The following is a 17,855-nucleotide window of genomic DNA, read 5'->3' as shown; positions in this document are numbered from 1 at the left end:
GTGTAAAATGGCGCGTGCCTTTCTTTTCGTTCTGGATTCTTTCGGCGTTGGCGGAGCACCAGATGCGGCTGCCTATGGCGACGAAGGCGCTGATACGCTCGGCCATATCGCCGAGTTCTGCGCAGCCGGAGCCGGGGACCGCGCCGGATTGCGCGAAGGGCCGCTTTCCCTGCCCAACATGTCGGAACTCGGGCTAATGCACATCGCACGGTCCGCCTCCGGCCGGTTTCCGGCGGGCATGCCCGTCCCGGAAAAGGTCTACGGTATTTATGGCGCGGCCACCGAAATCTCCCGCGGCAAGGATACGCCGTCGGGCCATTGGGAGATCGCGGGAACACCTGTCAGTTTCGATTGGGGTTATTTCCCGACGGAGGGCGACGCCTTTCCCCAGGAATTCATCGAGGCGCTATGCAGGGAGGCTGATGTGCCCGGCATTCTCGGCAACTGCCATGCCTCGGGAACGGAGATCATCGCCCGGCTCGGCGAGGACCATATCCGCACCGGCAAGCCGATCTGCTATACCTCCTCGGATTCGGTCTTCCAGGTCGCGGCGCACGAGGTGCATTTCGGCCTCGATCGTCTGCTCGCCTTCTGCCGTTTGGCCCGGGGACTGCTCGATCCCTACAATATCGGCCGCGTCATCGCCCGGCCCTTTATCGGCCAGTCTACCTCTTCCTTCCAGCGCACCGGAAACCGGCGCGACTTTTCCGTGCTGCCGCCGGAACCGACGCTGCTCGACCGGCTTATCGAGCACGGACGGCACGTGCATGCTGTGGGAAAGATCGGCGACATCTTCGCGCATCAAGGTGTTTCCAGGGTCATCAAGGCGAACGGCAACGAGGCGCTGATGGATGCGTCGCTCTCGGCGATCGACGAGGCTGAGGATGGCGATCTCGTCTTCACCAACTTCGTCGATTTCGACATGATCTACGGCCATCGCCGCGATGTGCCGGGTTATGCCGCGGCACTCGAAGCCTTCGATGCGCGCTTGCCCGAAGTCCACAAGAAACTGAAGCCCGGCGATCTCGTCGTGCTCACCGCCGATCATGGCTGCGATCCGACCTGGCGCGGCACGGATCATACGCGCGAGCGCGTGCCTGTTATCGCCTATGGCCCCGGTATCCGGTCGCGTTCGATCGGCGTGCGCCGCAGCTACGCCGATATCGGCGAGAGCATCGCCCGACATCTCGGCATCCCGGCCGGACCGCATGGAAGGAGTTTTCTGTGACATCGCATCTCAAGAAGGTCGAGCTGCACTGCCATCTGGAGGGTGCGGCCCCTCCAGCTCTGACCGCGGCGCAGGCGTGGAAATACGGCGTCGACATCAGCGCGCAGCTTCGCGACGGAGCCTATGTCTGGCATGATTTCGCAAGCTTCCTCGAATGTTACGACAAGGTTTCCGAGGTCTACAAAACCGAGGAGGACTATGCGCTTCTGACCGAAACCTATCTCGACGAACTGGCCCGCATCAATACGATCTACAGCGAGCTCATCGTTTCGCCCGATCACGGCAAGCGCATCGGGCTGGGCGCCGATGCCTATATATCAGGTGTCTGCGAAGGCATCCGGCGGGCCAGGGAAAAGAGCGGCATCGAGGCCCGGCTGATCGTCACCGGCGAGCGGCATTTCGGTCCGGAGAGTGTGATCGGTGCTGCCGAATATGCGGCAAAGGCCGGCAATCCTCTGATTACCGGCTTCAACCTTGCCGGCGAGGAACGCATGGGCCGCGTCGCGGATTATGCCCGCGCCTTTGATATCGCCCGCGATGCCGGCCTTGGGCTCACTATCCATGCCGGCGAGGTCTGCGGCGCCTTCAGCGTCGCTGACGCGCTCGATGCGGTGCGCCCCTCGCGCATCGGCCATGGCGTGCGCGCCATCGAGGATCTCGATCTGGTGAAGCGGCTTGCCGATCTCGGCACCGTGCTCGAGATCTGCCCGGGCTCCAATATCGCGCTCGGGGTCTTTCCAGATTTCGCCTCCCATCCGTTGCGCCATCTGAAGGAAGCAGGCGTGCGGGTGACGATCAGCTCAGACGATCCTCCCTTCTTCCATACCTCGCTCAAGCGAGAATATGAGCTTGCCGCCGGGGCTTTCGGCTTCGGTGACGCGGAGATCGATGCCATAACGCGCACTGCGATCGAGGCGGCCTTCGTCGACGATGAGACACGAAAGACTTTGCTCGCCCGGCTTTAAAAGACGCGAGAGACTGGGGAAGATCGACGCAAGTTGACCGCCACTCTTGCGGTCGGGCCGATTTCCGTGAAAGAAACATCCGATAGAAAGAATGAAAGGCTTCCCCATGGACGGCGTCACGGTCATCGATCATCCGCTTGTGCAGCACAAGCTCACCATCATGCGGCGCAAGGAGACATCGACGGGAAGTTTCCGGCGCTTGCTGCGCGAAATCTCGACCCTGCTCTGCTACGAGGTGACCCGCGATCTCGAATTGACGATGGAAACGATCGAGACGCCGCTGCAGACGATGGAGTCGCCGATCCTCGAGGGCAAGAAGCTGGTCTTCGCCTCGATCCTGCGTGCCGGCAACGGCCTGCTCGAAGGCATGCTCGATCTCGTGCCGTCCGCCCGCGTCTCGCATATCGGCGTCTACCGCGACCACGAGACGCTGCAGCCGGTCGAATATTATTTCAAGGCGCCGGAGGACGTGGCCGAGCGCCTGATCATCGTCGTCGACCCGATGCTTGCGACCGGCAATTCCTCGATCGCGGCGATCGACAAACTCAAGGAACGCGGCGCCCACAATATCCGCTTCCTCTGCCTGCTTGCCGCCCCGGAAGGCATCCGCAACTTCCGCGCCGCGCATCCCGATGTTCCGGTTTTCACCGCATCGATCGACAGTCATCTCAACGAGAAGGGCTACATCGTGCCTGGCCTCGGCGATGCCGGCGATCGCATGTACGGCACCAAGTAATTTCAGCCTTCCTTTACCAAATCGAAAGACTTTAAGGCCCGGTGGTTCAATCCGGGCCTTTTGTTGTCGATCTTAGCAACTTATCAGCACTTGAGGTTTAGGAAGCATGAAGCATGAGGCCCCGCATGAAGCGGGGTTTATACAGGAAGGATTTCTGTTTCATGCTCGTGCGTACCGTCCTATTCGCCAGCATCGCCGCGGTGCTCGCCACACAGGTGCCTTCCTTCTTCGGAAGCACCAGCCAGCAACCTGCTGACGCTCTCTCCGCCAATTACGTATCGACCGAAAGCGATGAGCCCGCAGTACCCGCGCCCGTATCCGGCAGCAATGCGATCCGCCTGCAGGCCGATGCGCAGGGCCACTATACCGGCAGCTTCAAGATCAACGGCAAGCCGGTGCAGGGCCTCATCGATACCGGCGCCACCTATGTGGCGCTCAATGAGACGCTCGCCCGCCGACTGGGCTTCACGGCCAACCAGCTCGATTTCCGTTATGGCGTGAACACTGCGAACGGTCAGACGAAGGCCGCGCATGTGACACTCGACCGGGTCGAAATCGGCGGTATTCGCGTGCGCGATGTCGAAGCCTTCGTCCTGAGGGACGGTGCGCTGACGATGACGCTGGTCGGCATGAGCTTCCTGCGGAAGCTCGCCTCCTACTCCGTCGCCGACGGTTCGCTCAGCCTCAAGCAGTAAACCGCATCAGACCAGCCCCGCAATCACCGGTGTCAGCTCCGGCCTGTCCTCGGTGATGCGGTAGTGCATGGCAAGTGCTGTAGCCCCCCTCTCCGCCGCGGCCTCGTCAGCGGCGTGAACGAGAGCGATCGGTTCGCCCGCGGTCACACGGGTGCCGAGCGGCAGGAGTTCGGAAAAGCCGACGCGGTGGTCGATCCGGTCCGCCGGATGGCGTCTTCCGCCGCCGAGGTCGATGACACTGACGCCGATACCGCGCGCATCGCAGGCGGCAAGCCAGCCGGACCGGGCGGCCGGGACAGATTTTTCCACAGGGGCCCTGGCCAGATATCGGTCGGGGTTTTCGATGAGATCGGCCGGACCGCCGAGCATCGATACCATGCGCGCGAAGACCTCTGCCGCCTTTCCCGATGACAGGGCTCGACGCGCCATCGTCTCGGCTTCATCGGACGAAGCGGCAATGCCGGATTTCACCAGCATTTCGGCGGCGAAGGCGAGAACGACGGTCTCAAGCCGCGTGTCCTTTTTTCTGCCCGCCAGGAAGTCCAGGCAGTTGCGCATCTCGACGGCATTGCCGGCACTGTCGGCGAGCGGCTGGTTCATGTCGGTGATGAGGGCCGACGCCTTCACGCCTGCGCCATTGGCCACCTCGACCAGCGACTGCGCCAGGATCTCCGCCTGACCGCGGTCAGCCATGAAGGCGCCGTTGCCGACCTTGACGTCGAGCACCAGCGTCTCGAGCCCCGCCGCAAGTTTCTTCGAGAGGATAGAGGCGGTGATGAGGGGAATGGAATCGACGGTGGCGGTCACGTCGCGCACGGCGTAGAGCCTACCGTCGGCAGGCGCCAAGGTCCCGGTCTGGCCGATGATGGCGCATCCCGCTTCCTTCACGACCTTGTGGAACAAGTTCGCATCCGGGGTGATTAGATAGCCGGGAATGGATTCGAGCTTATCCAGCGTGCCGCCGGTGTGGCCAAGACCGCGTCCGGAGATCATCGGAACGGCCAGGCCGCAGGCAGCAGCGATCGGCGCCAGCATCAGCGAAACATTGTCGCCGACGCCGCCGGTCGAATGTTTGTCGGCGATCGGGCGGTCGATATCGGTCCATTGCAGCCTGTTGCCGGAATCGGCCATCGCCAGCGTCAAGGCCACGATTTCGGCCCGCGACATGCCCTTGAACCAAACAGCCATGGCGAACGCGCCGATCTGGCCTTCCGACAATTGGCCGGCAGCGAGTGCCGCGATGAAGGAGCTGATATCGGCGGCGTCGAGTTCGTCGCCATCGCGCTTGCGACGGATGATCTCCTGCGGAATCATTTCAGTAGCCCGACGCCGCAGCCGATGCCGACTGTGTTCCGCTCAGAACCGCCAGGATATCGTCGAGCAGGTCGGAAGCGCCGAAGCGGAACGTCGATGGCATCGGCCAGTCCGGTGTCATGATGGTTTCGGCAAGGCTCAGATAGAGTGCGGCATCGGCCACCGAGCCGATACCGCCTGACGGCTTGAAGCCAACCTTGCGGCCGCTTTCGCGGATAGCGCGGATCATGATGTCGGCGGCTTCGAGCGTCGCATTGACGGCGACCTTGCCGGTGGAGGTCTTGATGAAATCGGCGCCGGCATCGATGGCGAGTTCGGAGGCATGGCGGATCAATGCCGCATCCTTCAGCTCGCCAGTCTCGATGATGACCTTCAGCAGGACGGGGCCGGCGCATTCTGCGCGCACGGCCTTGACCATGTCGGTCACCGCCTTCTCATTGCCGGCGAGCAGCTTGCGGTAAGGGATGACCAGATCGATCTCATCGGCGCCATCGGCAATCGCCTCGCGTGCTTCGGCAGCGACATCGGCCACTTCCATATCGCCGGAGGGAAGGTTGACGACGGTCGCGATACGCACGGCATGCCCGGTGCCAAGGATATTGCGAGCCTGGGCGACGAACCGCGGCCAGATGCAGATCGCAGCACTGTTGCCGTAGGGCGTCTGCGCCCGGGCGCAGAGCGTGTCGATCTGCGCCTCGGTGCAATCATCCTTCAAATTGGTGAGATCGAGAAGAGAAAGGGCGACAGCCGCCGTTTCCCGGTTGGAATGGCCATTCATCTTTGCTTCCTCTAGAGCATGATGCCGAAAATGTGAGCGGTTTTCGGACGACGTCATGCTCTCACTATATAATGTAGAACAGGATTCAGATTTTAGGCCGACCCGGCCCAAAAATCATCCTGTTCCAGCCGCAATCATGTCTTTCAATATGGCGGCGAGACGGGCGCCGCCAATGGGCGCCATGTCCTTGGTTTCTTCATGGCTGAGCTCATTGCCGGTCATGCCTGCCCCATAGTTGGTGATAACGGAGGCGGCTGCAACCCTCAGGCCGAGCATTCTTGCGATGATGACCTCGGGCACCGTCGACATGCCGACGGCATCGGCGCCGAGGATGCGCGCCATGCGGATTTCGGCCGGCGTTTCGAAGCTGGGACCGGAGAACCACATATAGACACCCTGTGCCAGCTCGATTTCAAGTTTTGCCGCTGCCCTTTGCATCGCCGCGGCAAGGCCTGAATCATAGGCATTGGTCATGCCGACGAAACGGTGATCGCTTTCCTCGCCGATCAGCGGGTTCATGCCGGAATAGTTGATGTGATCGATGATCTGCATCACCGAACCGGGCGGCATGTCGTCACGCAACGATCCGGCCGAATTGGTCAGGATCAGCGCTTCGACGCCGAGCGCCTTCAGCACCTCGATCGGCAGGCGCATGGCGTTGGCATCGCCCTTCTCGTAATAATGCACGCGGCCGGAGAGCATGATAACGGGCACGCCGCCGAGGCGGCCGGCGACCACTTCGCCGGCATGTCCGGAGACGGCGCTGACGGGAAAGCCCGGCAGGTCGCGATAGGGAACACGAACGGCGCCGTCCAGCTCACCGACGAGGGAGCCGAGACCGGAGCCGAGCACGATGCCGTGGCGCGGCTTGATGCCCCCGAGCAGTGCGGCGAGCAGGCTGACTGTCGCCTTCATCCGAGTTCGGTCTCGAAGCTGAAGGGAAGAAGCTCTTCCATCGTCATGGTCTTCTTCACGCCCGCCTCATCGCAGAGGTAGATCTTCGTCTCCTTGGAGGCGAATTCGGAGATCTTCTGGCGGCAGCCGCCGCAGGGTGGGCAGAGCGGCAGCTTCTCGGCAATGACGGCCATTTCGACGATCTTCTTTGCGCCGCCCATGATCATGGCGCCGATCGCCGTCGGCTCGGCGCACCACCCTTGCGGAAAGGAGAGATTTTCGACGTTGGCGCCGGTATAAACCTTACCGTCCTCGGCGCGGATCGCCGCACCGACCGGGAATTTCGAATAGGGCGCATGGGCAAAGGCCATGGCGCCGCGGGCGGCTTCGAACAGATCGTGAGACATATCAACGCTCCTTCGTATAGGGCACGCCACCAGCTTTTGGCGGGGTCGCAACGCCGATGAAGCCGGCAAGCAGGACACAGGTCAGAACATAGGGCAGCGCCTGGAAGACCTGAACCGGCACTTCGCCGATCAGCGGCACCTGCTTTCCCTGCATGAAATTTGCCAGCGCATCGAGGAAGCCGAAGAGCAGGCAGGCAAACATGACGGGCACCGGCTTCCACTTGGCAAAGACCAGAGCGGCAAGCGCGATATAGCCCTTGCCGGCCGACATGTCCTTGATGAAGGCGGCTGACTGGGCGATTGCCAGATAGGTGCCGGCAAAGCCGCAGAGAATGCCGGCACACATGACGGCGCGGTAACGCAGCCAGGCGACCGAGATACCGGCTGTATCGACCGCGCCCGGGTTTTCGCCGACGGCGCGCAGCCGCAGGCCGAAGCGTGTGCGGTAAAGCACCCACCAGGAAAACGGCACGGCGAGAAAGGCGAGATAGGTGAGGACATTGTTGCCCGATATGACATTGGCATAGATCGGGCCGATGATCGGTATCTCGCGGGCGGCATCGGCGCCTGGCAGGATGATCGGCGCGAAGCGCGACTCCGGCGACAGCTGCGGCGTGCGTCCGCCCTGGCCGAACCAGGCCTGACCGAGCACGATGGTGATGCCGGCGATGAAGAAGTTGATCGCGACGCCTGACACAATCTGGTTGCCGCGATTGGTGATCGAGGCAAAGCCATGCACCAGGCTCAGCGCCACCGAACAGAGGATGCCGGCACCGAGGCCGAGCCAGGCCGAATCGGTGAGATAGGCAACGCAGGCGGCGGCGAAGGCCGAGCCCAGCATCTTGCCTTCGAGGCCGATATCGAAGATGCCGGCGCGTTCCGAAAACAGACCGGCAAGGGCGGTGAAGATCAGCGGGATCGACAGGCGGATGGTCGAGCTCAGAACGCTGATGAAGATGTCATAATAATCCATCGCCCGCTCCTTAACCGCGCTTGAACTGTTGGTAGAGGCGCACCATCGCCGGCCGGAACATATATTCCAGCGCGCCGGCAAAGAGGATCACCAGACCCTGGATGACGAGGATCATCTCGCGGGTGATGTTTGGCATTTCGAAGGAAATCCAGTCGCCGCCCTGGTAGAGGATGCCGAAGAGGATCGCCGCCACGATGATGCCGAGCGGATGGTTGCGGCCCATCAGCGAGACGGCGATGCCGACGAAGCCGGCACCCCCGACGAACTCCACCTGCAGGCGGGCCGACGAGCCCATGACGGGGTTCAGCGCCATCATGCCGGCGAGCGCGCCGGAGAGCAGCATGGCGATGATCACGGTGCGGGCATAGGGGATGCCGGCATAGGCCGCCGCCGTCGGGCTGACGCCTAGCGTGCGCATCTCGAAACCGAGCTTGGTGCGCCAGATGAGCAACCAGACGAGGTAGCTGACGACGAGCGCAATGATGAAGGAGACGTTGAACGGGGCAGCCCCCAGCTTGGCGCCGAACAGCTGCATGACCCAGCCGAGCTTCGGCAATTGGCCGCCTTCAAGGAAGGTGCGGGTTTCCGGCGCCATTTTTCCCGGCACGATCAGCACATGCACCAGGAGATACACCATGAGCGCTGCGCCGATATAGTTAAACATGATTGTCGTGATGACGATGTGGCTGCCGCGTTTTGCCTGCAGGAAGGCCGGGATGAAGGCCCAGGCTGCACCGAACAGGCCGGCGCCAACGACCGCGATCGGCATCGTCACATACCACGGCACGTAGCGGTCGAGCGCCAGCGCCACCAGTGCGCAGCCGAGGCCGCCGACATAGGCCTGGCCTTCCGAGCCGATGTTAAACAGGCCGGCATGGATCGCCACCGCGACGGAGAGGCCGGTGAAGATGAAGCTCGTCGCGTAATACAGCGTGAAGCCGATGCCTTCGCCATTGCCGAGCGCACCCTGGATCAGCAGCGACAGCGCATCGAGCGGGCTTTCACCGATTACCCAGACGACGAAGCCGGAGATCAGGAAGGCGACGACGAGGTTCAAAATCGGGATGAGGCCGTAATTGATCCAGTTTGGTAGCGGAACGGAAGCAGTGCTCATAAAGGCCTCATGCGGCAATGCCGGCCATCATCAGGCCGAGGGTCTGTTCACCGGCATCGGGCGTCTTCTCGCCGACGACATGGCCGGCAAACATGACAAGGATACGGTCTGAAAGGGAGCGGATTTCATCGAGTTCGACGGAGACGAGCAGGATCGCCTTGCCCGCGTCGCGCATTTCGATGATCCGGCGGTGGATGAATTCGATGGCGCCGATATCGACGCCGCGTGTCGGCTGGCCGATGATCAGCATCTTCGGATCGCGTTCGATCTCGCGGGCGACGACGATCTTCTGCTGGTTGCCGCCGGAGAAATTCGCCGTCTTCAGCCGCGGGTTCGGCGGGCGGATGTCGTATTTCTCGATCTTCTCCATCGCATCCTTGCGGATCGCTTCGAGATCGAGCAGCGGGCCTTTGCTGTAGGCCGGGCGGCGATGGTAACCGAGCACGGAATTTTCATATTCCTCGAATTTCAGCACCAGGCCCATATGGTGGCGGTCCTCTGGAATATGAGCGAGGCCGAGATCACGCAGGCGGGCGGGATCGGCTTTGTCGATCGTCTGGCCGTCGAGTAGGATTTCGCCGGAGGTCGGCTTGCGGATGCCGGCAATCGCCTCCAGCAATTCGGACTGGCCATTGCCGGCGACACCGGCGATGCCGACGATCTCACCGGCGCGCACGTCGAAAGAGACATTGTCGACCATGGTGACGCCGCGATTGTCCTTGACCGTGAGGTTGCGGACGGACAGCACGGCGGCCCCAGGGTTCGCCTCGCCCTTCTGCACGCGCAGCAGCACGCGGCGGCCGACCATCAGTTCGGCGAGTTCCTCCACCGTCGTCTCCGACGTCTTGCGGGTCGCGACCATTTCTCCGCGGCGCATAACCGAGACGGTATCGGTGATCGCCATGATCTCGCGCAGCTTGTGGGTGATGAGGATGATCGTCTTGCCCTGGTCGCGCAGTACCTTGAGGATACGGAAGAGATGATCGGCTTCCGCCGGCGTCAAAACGCCTGTGGGCTCGTCGAGGATCAGGATCTCGGCGCCGCGATACATGGCTTTCAAGATCTCCACACGCTGCTGCAGGCCGACCGGCAATTCCTCGATCAGCGCGTCGGGATCGACCTCCAGGCCATATTCCGTTTCCAGCCGCTTGAGCTCGGCACGGGCCGAGGCGACGCCCCTCGCCAGCAGCATGCCGCCTTCGGCGCCAAGCATGATGTTTTCGAGCACCGTGAAATTATCGACCAGCATGAAATGCTGGTGCACCATGCCGATGCCGGTGGCGATCGCCGCCTGGCTGTCACGGATGGTGACGGGATTGCCGTTGACGCGGATCTCGCCGCTGTCGGCATGGTAGAAACCATAGATGATCGACATCAGGGTCGATTTGCCGGCGCCGTTTTCACCGATGATGCCGTGGATCGTCCCCCTGGCAACGGTAAGGTTGATGTCCTTGTTGGCGTGGACGGCACCGAATTTCTTGTCGATGCCGACAAGCTCAATAGCGGGCTTATCTGTCACTGCAGGCTCCAAATAAGAAAAGGGCGTATGGCGAAAATCCCCTCCGCCATACGCCCGATCTCAATCGTCGATCACATTCGGGCGCGGATCACTTCGGGCAAGCGTTGTCCGAGGTGTAATCGTGAACCTTGATGGTTCCCGCGATGATGTCGGCCTTGGCCTTGTCGACGGCAGCCTGCATTTCCGGCGTGATCAGCGACTTGTTGTGCTCATCGATCGCGGCGCCAACACCGTCTTCCTTGACGCCGAGCGCCTGGACGCCGCCGGTGAACTTGTCGTTCTTGGTGTCGTTGTAGGCGTTGTAGACGGCGAGGTCGACGCGCTTGACCATCGAGGTCAGGACCGAGCCCGGATGCAGATAATTCTGGTTGGAGTCGACGCCGATCGACAGCTTCTTGTTGTCAGCGGCCGTCTGCAGAACGCCGAGACCGGTGGCACCGGCTGCCGCATAGACGACGTCAGCGCCCTGGTCGATCTGGTTCTTGGTGAGCTCGCCGCCGCGGACCGGGTCGTTCCAGGCAGCGCCCGTCGTGCCGGTCATGTTCTGGAAGACTTCGATATCGGCCTTGACGGAGCGTGCGCCCTGCTCGTAGCCGCATTCGAACTTGCGGATCAGCGGGATGTCCATGCCGCCGACGAAGCCGACCTTGCCTGACTTCGACGCCATGCCGGCGAGAACGCCGACGAGGTAGGAGCCTTCCTCTTCCTTGTAGACAACCGAGCGGACGTTCGGCTTGTCGACGACGGAGTCAACGATGATGAACTTGGTATCAGGGAATTCGGCTGCAACCTTCTCGATGGCCGAAGTCCAGGCGAAGGAAACGGCAACCACCGGATTGAAACCGCGGCTTGCGAAGTTGCGGATGGCCTGTTCGCCCTGGGTGTCGCCCGTCGGCTCGAAGTCGCGATAGGCAATGCCGGTCTCGGCCTTGAACTTCTCGGCACCGTTATAGGCCGCCTCGTTGAAGGATTTATCGAACTTCCCGCCGGTGCCGTAAACCAGCGCCGGCTTGACATCGGCAGCAAGCGCCGTCGTCGACATGGCAGCCACGGCAAAGAGAGTGAGAAGGGATTTTTTCATTGTGCAGCCCTGTTGTTGCTATTCGTTAGGGGTCCTCCCGCAAGCCCTTTTCGGGCATGTCTGCGGAACCACCGACCTCCCCCCGGAGGCCTGGCTGGGCGCATCCTTGCATGGCTCACGGAAAAATTCACCAGAAATTTTTCAGCTGGTAAAGATTTGCAGCGATTGCCGAAAATCAGCTCTTCGGGGCTGATTTTTGGACATTCCTCGCATGGGAATGCGGATTTTCTAGCCAATCCGGCGGCAAATATAGAGATAGAAGAGCGGGCGATGCCCACCCGGATTTCTCGCCGGATCGTGTTGGCAGAACCACCTTGCTATGCGGTGAAGCGACCCGCCACTGGCGGCTTCTTGTAGCCGATCATCCACAGAAGCAGCGCGATCACCAGGAAAACGGCAAAGGCCGGCTGCAGCATCAGCCACTGGAAGATGAAGGTGTAGAAACGCGGGTGGATATAATAGGAAAGGGAGGATTGTAGCGACGTGAGGGTTGTCGGGCTGACATCCTGCCAGGCATCGGAGATCGGCGTCATCACCACGGAAGACGCGGCAACCGATTGGATCGAATCGATGGTCCCGGCAATCACGGCCGCCGCAAGCGCGACAAGACTCGCCAGACGCAACAGGAAACGCATCAATTCCTCCGACGCTCGATATGCCGGACAATTCCGGCCGGCCGCGCCATTCTCCACCTTCGAGAATTACATAGTCATCGATGAGGTGAAGCACAATGGAGGGGCCGAGGCGAGTTTTATCGCAAGAAGTCAAAAAACTGTTAGATTTCGGTTGATCGGCAAAAATTCATCGGTATATATCGCGCCGTTCCGACGATTTGCTCCTATCCGGGCGCGAACGCCAAAAAAGGACAGGTGGCCGAGTGGTTTAAGGCGCACGCCTGGAACGCGTGTGTACGTGAAAGCGTACCGTGGGTTCGAATCCCACCCTGTCCGCCATACCTTCATTTTCAATATTGATTCAAACCGCATCCTGAGCCGGACGCGGAAGCTTTGTTATTCTCAAGGGCGCTGCAGCAGGGCGCGTCCAATCGGCTTCGGATTCTCGCTGCGCAACACCAGAGATGTCGTCACGGCCCCAAATCGCGCGATCGTGTCAACGATCGTTTCCAACTCTCCCGGCGACGGAACCAGCACCTTCAAAAGAAAACAGTCCTCTCCAGTGAGGCGCAATACTTCCATGACCTGCGGCATCTCCGCGAACTGTTTCAGACAGGCCTTGATATGCTCATGCGTCGTGCGCAAGCGAAGCACAGCCGTCATTCCAATTCCCAAAGCGGTGGGGTCGATACGGGCGGAGTAACCGACAATGATGCCGCGGTCTTCCAGCCGCTTGACCCGTTCTGATGCTGCCGGCTGAGAGAGCCCGACCCGTCGACCGAGTTCGGAAATCGCAATGCGTCCATTTTCCTGCATCGCTTCGATAATGGCGATATCGGTTGGATCGAGCAGTACCCGATTGTTTTCCTGAAAAGCCATGGAATCACCTTAAAATCATCGGAGAGGGACGTGGTTTTCCGATGATCATTCATTCCGAAGCAAATGAAAATGCATCATTTTCACCTGCGCGGATGATCAAAGGAAAACACATGAAGGACATCATCATATTGCCGGGAATTGGCGGTTCGGGCGAGACTCATTGGCAAACCCGCTGGGAAAGGTCGAACCCGGACATGCGGCGTTTCCAACCGGCTAGTTGGGAAAAACCCGATCTGGCGGACTGGATTTCAGCTCTGGAACGCGCCGTCGGCGCATCGGCGACCCCTCCCCTGCTGGTCGCCCATAGCCTTGCCTGTCTGCTGGTTGCTCATTGGCAGCAGGTTTCTTCGCTTGCCGTTGCCGGAGCATTTCTTGTGGCGGTTCCAGATCCGCAGTCCGATTCATTTCCTGAGGAGGCGGCCGGATTCGCAAATACGCCATCGCAAAAAATACGCTTCCCCACTCTGATTATCGCAAGCGCCGATGATCCCTTCGGCACGCTCGACCATGCCCATGCGCGAGCGGATCTGTGGGGCAGCGGTCTTGTCGCGATCGGACCTTTCGGCCATATCAACGGGCAAAGCGGCCTTGAGGACTGGATCCCAGGAAAGGCCTTGCTGACGGCCTTCTCTGCCGGATTGGCGAAATCTGATCGGGTTTGATCTTATTTCGAGTTCCCGACCAAATAGCGGAAACAGGCCTTTGCTGCGGCGGACGTGTGCGAGACGGAGCAACGAAATGCCCCGCTCGCAAGCGTATGTTCGAGGCTCTCGACCCGTCGCTCCGATGACGCTACGAGGTTTTAAACGTCGAAAGATTCCTGAATTTTTACCATGCGGCTTCACCGCGTCTTTGCACGTTTGGGTTTACCGTCTGCCAAACTAAAAAACAGAGGTAAAACAGGTGGAAGAACTTTCGGTAACGTCGAAGATCATCAAATCCGTCTATTTCAGCCAGGAAGACGGACGGCTCAGGATTTGTTTCAAGAATGGCGAGGAACGTCTGTTCGAAGGCGTTCCCTCCTCGGAAGCGCATGCGATGACGGTGGCGCCGTCTCCCGGCCATTATTATCTCGACCGGATCAGAACCCGGTTTCGCAGATTGGCAGCCTGAAAACCCGAGCGGATAGCGACAGCACGCATTGCGGGATTGTGCGGGATCGGGACGAGGCCGGTGGATATTAACCGGCTGTTAGCCTTCAATATCATCTCGGTTGGATCGCCCCTGCCGGAAAGCGGCAACGTGTCGGCGCTGCCGGCCTGTTCAAGGTCGGCCAGCCGGGAGGCTCGGCGGCGGACCCCAGCCAGGAAGCCGAGCCTCCCCGTCACGGGTGCTCGGTGAGCGTGATGACGAAGCGCATGAGCGGCTCTCGGACGCCGTCATGCTCTGCTTGTCTGATTGAGATGACCCCGGGCCGGTTGCGACCTGATCATCCCTGGGCTAGCGAATTGGGGTTAATCCTGTGAAAAACTCGAATTATCGCATCCGGACTCGACAACGCTTTATTAGCATGATTGCATAAATCGGGATAAAGACGGGGGTCATGATGTTCGAGAATCTGCTTGAGATGCAGGAGCGTGGCGCACGGGACCGTGCCCGTGGCCGCAGCCTAGCCGACAATCCGATGTCGAAGCCGGATATCCTGCCGATAACCGACTTCCAGGAATGGTACTCGATGTTCGATGCCTGGCGCTTCGGTTGGTCGATCGAAGATGCGATGGCGGGGCACATCAATATGCCCCGGGATGGCGGCGCCTTGCCCCAGACCTACACCAGAACGGTCTGATCGACCCTGTCCTCGGCGCCGAAGAATTTCAGGTAGCGTTCGACCTCGGCCGGTTCACCGGTCGCCTTCTGCGGATTGTCGGAGAGCTTCACTGCCGGACGGCCGTTGGCGTCGCTGACCTTGCAGACGACGGAGATCGGGTTGAGGCCGGAGATCTCGATCGGCGCGCAGCCGGAAAAATCATTCGTCAGGTTCGTGCCCCAGCCGAAGCTCATGCGCACGCGGCCTTCGAAATGCCGGTAGGTATCGATGATGGCGTCGACATCGAGGCCGTCGGAGAAGATCAGCAGCTTCTGGCGCGGATCGCGGCCCATCTTCTTCCACCAGTCGATAATCTTTTCGCCGCCTTCGATCGGCGGGGCACTGTCCGGGCGGAAGCCGGTCCAGTCGGCGACCCATTCCGGCGCGTCGCGCAGAAAGGCGGCGGTGCCGAAGGCGTCCGGCAGCACGATCAGAAGGTTGCCGCCATAGAGCTTGTTCCAGTCGCGCAGGATCTTGTAGGGCGCGTTGCGCAACTGCTCGTCGGTTTCGGCAAGGGCGGCGGCCACCATCGGCAGCTCGTGGGCATTGGTGCCGACGGCCTCGAGATCGGAATCCATCGCCAGCAATACGTTGCTGGTACCGGCAAAGGCCGGGCCGATGCCTTCCTTCAGCGCTTCGACGCACCAGCGCTGCCAGAGGAAACTGTGGCGGCGGCGGGTGCCGAAATCGGAGATGCGCAGGCCCGGCAATTCCTTTAGCCGTTCGACCTTCGACCACATCTTCGCCTTGGCGCGGGCATAGAGCACATCGAGGGTGAAGGGGCCGAGCGCCTTCATCGCCGAGCGCGACCGCAGCTCGTTGACGATGGCAAGCGCCGGGATTTCCCACATGGTGGTTTCCTTCCACGATCCGTGGAAATCCAGCACATATTGCCCGTCCTTCTTCGACAGCTCGTATTCGGGCAGCTGGAAATTGGAAAGCCAGGCGAGGAATTCCGGTTCGAAGATCTGGGCGCGACCATAGAAGCTGTTACCCGCCAGCCAGATCATCTCCTTCTTGGAGAGCCTCAGCGTGCGGGCATGATCGAGCTGCTCGCGCAATTCGCCTTCATCGAGCTCGTCGGCCAGACGCACGCGCTTGGTGCGGTTAATCAGGGTGAAGGACGCGTTCACGTCCGGATAGAGCTTCCAGATCATCTGCAGCATCAAAAGCTTGTAGAAGTCGGTATCGATCAGGCTGCGAATGATCGGATCGAGTTTCCAGGCGTGATTGTAGACGCGTCTTGCGATATCGGTCCTGGCCATGAAACTCCCGCCCCTGTCCACTCCGGTCAGGTGCTGCCAAATTCCCGGGTACTGCCAAGTTCCCAGCCGGCGCACGAAACCGGCTCGTGTGCCTTCTTATCGAAAAATCGGCGGCTAAAGTCCAGACAAAACAATGAACGTCCCGCCGCAGTGTGGCGGCGGGACGGGAACATGGTTTTGCTCACGATTATTGGGCCGGCGTTGCGGGCGCCACATTCGGAGCGGCCGGCGTGCTGTTCGGCGTTTCGGTTGGAACGGCAGTACCGTTCTGTAGCGCCGGCGCGGCGGCCGGAGCAGGCTGCTGCGACTGAAGCTGCTGGCCGGGCTGCTGCGGTGCCACCTCGTTCGCCTCGCGCTTGCCCCAAATCTCGACCGGTATCCAGACCACGAAGGCAAGCACCAGCGCAACGATCAGCACCGTCAGGATGCGATAACCCGTGCGTCCCTGCCTTGCCTTCACCGGCGGGATCATCTCTTCCTTGTGAAGCTTGCCATCGGACTTTTCCCAGCGTGTTTCCGTCTGATGCGCCATCATCGTCTCCTTCCGCTGTCTTGACCGGCCGATCCGGCTGTGAAGAATTTCCGCAAAGGAAACGGGTGGCTGTCTGGAAGGTTCCGAAAGCTCAATAGCCGGCGGCGCGGTCGACCACGAATTGCAGCGGCTCGCCGCGCTCGAAACGGGCGATCTGCGTCTCGACATGCCGGAACAGCGCGTTTTCTTCGGAAACGGCCGCGTCGTGCGGCGTAAGGAAGACGTTCTGCAAGTCCCACAATGGGTTGTCTGATGCAAGCGGCTCCGCCTCGAAGACATCGAGGGAAGCGCCGCCGAGGGTACCGTCACGAATGGCGGAGGCGATATCGGCCTCGACCTGGCTCTTACCGCGGCCGGCATTGATGAAAACCGGCTGCCCAAGCGCGCCGTTGCGACGCAGCTTCGCAAACAGTCCGGCGTCATAGAATCCCGTTGTTTCAGGCGTCAGCGGCAGCAGGCCGACGAGGATGTCGGTCCTTGCGAGAAAGCTGTCCAATTCGCTGGCGTCGAAGGTTTCGATACCATCGATCTGCTTGCGGCTGCGCGACCAACCGATGATGTTAAAACCCATCACCCTCAGCTTGGCGGCCGCGTCCTGCCCGAGAATGCCGAGGCCCATGACGCCGACCGTCACTTCCGCCGCCTCCGGCGCGATCAGCTTGGCCCACTCACGCTGGCGCTGGTGGCTGTCATGGGCGTATTGCCCGCGCAGATGCATCAGGCATTGCATGACCACCCATTCGCTCATGCGCGTCGTCAAGCTGCGGTCGACGAAGCGGACGATCGGGATCTCGGGCAGGCCGGCCATGCCGATGATATGGTCAACGCCGGCGCCACCCGAAAAGATCACTTTCAGGTTCGGCGCCCGCGCGAAAAGGTCAGCATCCGGCTTCCAGAGAAGCGCGTATTCGACCGCGCGGAGATCGCGTGCCTGATTGGCCGGATCGGCGAGATTGATGCTGCCGCGGTCGGCAAAGGCCGTCTTCAGCACGCGGGCGACGCCTTCGTGATTGAACTTGATATCGACGAGAACGGGAGGGCTTGCGGGCATGAT

At 61.0% G+C, this 17,855-nt stretch carries 20 protein-coding genes and 1 tRNA gene; 8 read left to right on the top strand and 13 right to left on the bottom strand.

Annotated features, from left to right (window positions below):
• The first annotated feature begins 7 nt into the window (after positions 1-7).
• From C3Y91_RS03065 to C3Y91_RS03050, 4 genes are all read left to right on the top strand, one after another.
• Entirely contained in the window at positions 8-1,228 is a 1,221-nt protein-coding gene (locus tag C3Y91_RS03065; protein WP_024323515.1) for a phosphopentomutase, read from the top strand.
• Positions 1,225-2,193: an adenosine deaminase gene (locus tag C3Y91_RS03060; RefSeq protein ID WP_130688594.1), complete on the top strand. Its 969-nt coding sequence runs from the start codon at positions 1,225-1,227 to the stop codon at positions 2,191-2,193. The genes C3Y91_RS03065 and C3Y91_RS03060 overlap by 4 nt, the downstream gene beginning before the upstream one ends.
• A 106-nt stretch (positions 2,194-2,299) precedes the next feature.
• The gene (upp, locus tag C3Y91_RS03055) at positions 2,300-2,929 is read left to right on the top strand and encodes a uracil phosphoribosyltransferase (RefSeq protein WP_012759721.1); all 630 of its coding nucleotides are present in this window, start codon (positions 2,300-2,302) and stop codon (positions 2,927-2,929) included.
• Positions 2,930-3,054: 125 nt separating this feature from the next.
• Entirely contained in the window at positions 3,055-3,624 is a 570-nt protein-coding gene (locus C3Y91_RS03050) for a TIGR02281 family clan AA aspartic protease (protein ID WP_130688593.1), read from the top strand.
• Positions 3,625-3,630: 6 nt separating this feature from the next.
• Here the strand turns inward: C3Y91_RS03050 and deoA are convergent, their stop codons facing one another.
• The 9 genes from deoA to C3Y91_RS03005 all read right to left on the bottom strand — a co-directional run bounded on the left by deoA (position 3,631) and on the right by C3Y91_RS03005 (position 12,339).
• Positions 3,631-4,938: a thymidine phosphorylase gene (gene deoA / locus C3Y91_RS03045; protein ID WP_130688592.1), complete on the bottom strand. Its 1,308-nt coding sequence runs from the start codon at positions 4,936-4,938 to the stop codon at positions 3,631-3,633.
• A gap of 1 nt (position 4,939) precedes the next feature.
• Complete coding sequence (gene deoC, locus C3Y91_RS03040) at positions 4,940-5,716, bottom strand: deoxyribose-phosphate aldolase (protein ID WP_024323209.1); 777 nt, start codon at positions 5,714-5,716, stop codon at positions 4,940-4,942.
• Between the two features lie 114 nt (positions 5,717-5,830).
• Entirely contained in the window at positions 5,831-6,631 is an 801-nt protein-coding gene (locus C3Y91_RS03035) for a purine-nucleoside phosphorylase (protein WP_024323208.1), read from the bottom strand.
• Positions 6,628-7,017: a cytidine deaminase gene (locus C3Y91_RS03030; RefSeq protein WP_130656747.1), complete on the bottom strand. Its 390-nt coding sequence runs from the start codon at positions 7,015-7,017 to the stop codon at positions 6,628-6,630. Before C3Y91_RS03030 ends, C3Y91_RS03035 begins: the two co-directional genes overlap by 4 nt.
• 1 nt (position 7,018) lies before the next feature.
• Positions 7,019-7,990, bottom strand: a complete 972-nt coding sequence (locus C3Y91_RS03025) for an ABC transporter permease (RefSeq protein WP_018070329.1) — start codon at positions 7,988-7,990, stop codon at positions 7,019-7,021.
• Between the two features lie 10 nt (positions 7,991-8,000).
• Positions 8,001-9,104: an ABC transporter permease gene (locus C3Y91_RS03020; protein WP_130656746.1), complete on the bottom strand. Its 1,104-nt coding sequence runs from the start codon at positions 9,102-9,104 to the stop codon at positions 8,001-8,003.
• A gap of 7 nt (positions 9,105-9,111) precedes the next feature.
• Positions 9,112-10,623, bottom strand: a complete 1,512-nt coding sequence (locus C3Y91_RS03015) for an ABC transporter ATP-binding protein (protein ID WP_130656745.1) — start codon at positions 10,621-10,623, stop codon at positions 9,112-9,114.
• A gap of 88 nt (positions 10,624-10,711) precedes the next feature.
• Positions 10,712-11,704, bottom strand: a complete 993-nt coding sequence (locus C3Y91_RS03010; RefSeq protein ID WP_018070332.1) for a BMP family lipoprotein — start codon at positions 11,702-11,704, stop codon at positions 10,712-10,714.
• 317 nt (positions 11,705-12,021) lie between these two features.
• Positions 12,022-12,339 carry a hypothetical protein gene (locus tag C3Y91_RS03005; RefSeq protein ID WP_018070333.1) on the bottom strand — a complete coding sequence of 106 codons (318 nt, stop codon included), beginning with the start codon at positions 12,337-12,339 and terminating at the stop codon, positions 12,022-12,024.
• A gap of 228 nt (positions 12,340-12,567) precedes the next feature.
• On the opposite strand from C3Y91_RS03005, the gene C3Y91_RS03000 reads away from it, so the two are divergent.
• A tRNA-Ser gene (locus tag C3Y91_RS03000) sits at positions 12,568-12,657 on the top strand.
• Between the two features lie 63 nt (positions 12,658-12,720).
• Here C3Y91_RS03000 and C3Y91_RS02995 read toward each other — a convergent pair.
• A complete protein-coding gene (locus C3Y91_RS02995; RefSeq protein ID WP_018447980.1) occupies positions 12,721-13,197 on the bottom strand; it encodes an Lrp/AsnC family transcriptional regulator in 477 nt (158 codons plus the stop codon).
• 41 nt (positions 13,198-13,238) lie between these two features.
• Between C3Y91_RS02995 and C3Y91_RS02990 the strand changes: the two genes are divergently transcribed.
• From C3Y91_RS02990 to C3Y91_RS02980, 3 genes are all read left to right on the top strand, one after another.
• On the top strand, positions 13,239-13,859 hold the full coding sequence (locus C3Y91_RS02990) for an RBBP9/YdeN family alpha/beta hydrolase (protein WP_075225227.1): 621 nt from the start codon (positions 13,239-13,241) through the stop codon (positions 13,857-13,859).
• 241 nt (positions 13,860-14,100) lie between these two features.
• The gene (locus C3Y91_RS02985) at positions 14,101-14,310 is read left to right on the top strand and encodes a KTSC domain-containing protein (RefSeq protein WP_018070336.1); all 210 of its coding nucleotides are present in this window, start codon (positions 14,101-14,103) and stop codon (positions 14,308-14,310) included.
• Positions 14,311-14,743: 433 nt separating this feature from the next.
• Complete coding sequence (locus C3Y91_RS02980) at positions 14,744-14,983, top strand: CrpP-related protein (RefSeq protein ID WP_024323204.1); 240 nt, start codon at positions 14,744-14,746, stop codon at positions 14,981-14,983.
• Here C3Y91_RS02980 and pncB read toward each other — a convergent pair.
• From pncB to C3Y91_RS02965, 3 genes are all read right to left on the bottom strand, one after another.
• On the bottom strand, positions 14,965-16,269 hold the full coding sequence (gene pncB / locus C3Y91_RS02975; protein ID WP_024323203.1) for a nicotinate phosphoribosyltransferase: 1,305 nt from the start codon (positions 16,267-16,269) through the stop codon (positions 14,965-14,967). The genes C3Y91_RS02980 and pncB overlap by 19 nt on opposite strands.
• Positions 16,270-16,456: 187 nt before the next feature.
• Positions 16,457-16,804, bottom strand: coding sequence for a hypothetical protein (locus tag C3Y91_RS02970; RefSeq protein WP_018070339.1), 348 nt, complete (start codon positions 16,802-16,804; stop codon positions 16,457-16,459).
• 88 nt (positions 16,805-16,892) lie between these two features.
• The gene (locus C3Y91_RS02965; RefSeq protein WP_024323202.1) at positions 16,893-17,852 is read right to left on the bottom strand and encodes a 2-hydroxyacid dehydrogenase; all 960 of its coding nucleotides are present in this window, start codon (positions 17,850-17,852) and stop codon (positions 16,893-16,895) included.
• Positions 17,853-17,855 lie beyond the last annotated feature (3 nt).

The sequence above is a fragment of the Rhizobium ruizarguesonis genome (assembly GCF_012349115.1).
In the GTDB taxonomy this organism is placed as follows: Bacteria; Pseudomonadota; Alphaproteobacteria; order Rhizobiales; family Rhizobiaceae; genus Rhizobium; species Rhizobium ruizarguesonis.
Note: the sequence above shows the minus strand (reverse complement) of the source record. Positions and strands in the feature narration are given on the sequence as shown.

Excerpts from the sequence above, each read along its gene's own strand:
- C3Y91_RS03065 (WP_024323515.1), top strand. The coding sequence starts at position 8 with ATGGCGCGTGCCTTTCTTTTCGTTCTGGATTCTTTCGGCGTTGGCGGA.
- upp (WP_012759721.1), top strand. The coding sequence starts at position 2,300 with ATGGACGGCGTCACGGTCATCGATCATCCGCTTGTGCAGCACAAGCTC.
- C3Y91_RS03050 (WP_130688593.1), top strand. The coding sequence starts at position 3,055 with ATGAAGCGGGGTTTATACAGGAAGGATTTCTGTTTCATGCTCGTGCGT.
- deoA (WP_130688592.1), bottom strand. The coding sequence starts at position 4,938 with ATGATTCCGCAGGAGATCATCCGTCGCAAGCGCGATGGCGACGAACTC.
- deoC (WP_024323209.1), bottom strand. The coding sequence starts at position 5,716 with ATGAATGGCCATTCCAACCGGGAAACGGCGGCTGTCGCCCTTTCTCTT.
- C3Y91_RS03035 (WP_024323208.1), bottom strand. The coding sequence starts at position 6,631 with ATGAAGGCGACAGTCAGCCTGCTCGCCGCACTGCTCGGGGGCATCAAG.
- C3Y91_RS03030 (WP_130656747.1), bottom strand. The coding sequence starts at position 7,017 with ATGTCTCACGATCTGTTCGAAGCCGCCCGCGGCGCCATGGCCTTTGCC.
- C3Y91_RS03025 (WP_018070329.1), bottom strand. The coding sequence starts at position 7,990 with ATGGATTATTATGACATCTTCATCAGCGTTCTGAGCTCGACCATCCGC.
- C3Y91_RS03020 (WP_130656746.1), bottom strand. The coding sequence starts at position 9,104 with ATGAGCACTGCTTCCGTTCCGCTACCAAACTGGATCAATTACGGCCTC.
- C3Y91_RS03010 (WP_018070332.1), bottom strand. The coding sequence starts at position 11,704 with ATGAAAAAATCCCTTCTCACTCTCTTTGCCGTGGCTGCCATGTCGACG.
- C3Y91_RS03005 (WP_018070333.1), bottom strand. The coding sequence starts at position 12,339 with ATGCGTTTCCTGTTGCGTCTGGCGAGTCTTGTCGCGCTTGCGGCGGCC.
- C3Y91_RS02995 (WP_018447980.1), bottom strand. The coding sequence starts at position 13,197 with ATGGCTTTTCAGGAAAACAATCGGGTACTGCTCGATCCAACCGATATC.
- C3Y91_RS02990 (WP_075225227.1), top strand. The coding sequence starts at position 13,239 with ATGATCATTCATTCCGAAGCAAATGAAAATGCATCATTTTCACCTGCG.
- C3Y91_RS02980 (WP_024323204.1), top strand. The coding sequence starts at position 14,744 with ATGTTCGAGAATCTGCTTGAGATGCAGGAGCGTGGCGCACGGGACCGT.
- pncB (WP_024323203.1), bottom strand. The coding sequence starts at position 16,269 with ATGGCCAGGACCGATATCGCAAGACGCGTCTACAATCACGCCTGGAAA.
- C3Y91_RS02970 (WP_018070339.1), bottom strand. The coding sequence starts at position 16,804 with ATGATGGCGCATCAGACGGAAACACGCTGGGAAAAGTCCGATGGCAAG.
- C3Y91_RS02965 (WP_024323202.1), bottom strand. The coding sequence starts at position 17,852 with ATGCCCGCAAGCCCTCCCGTTCTCGTCGATATCAAGTTCAATCACGAA.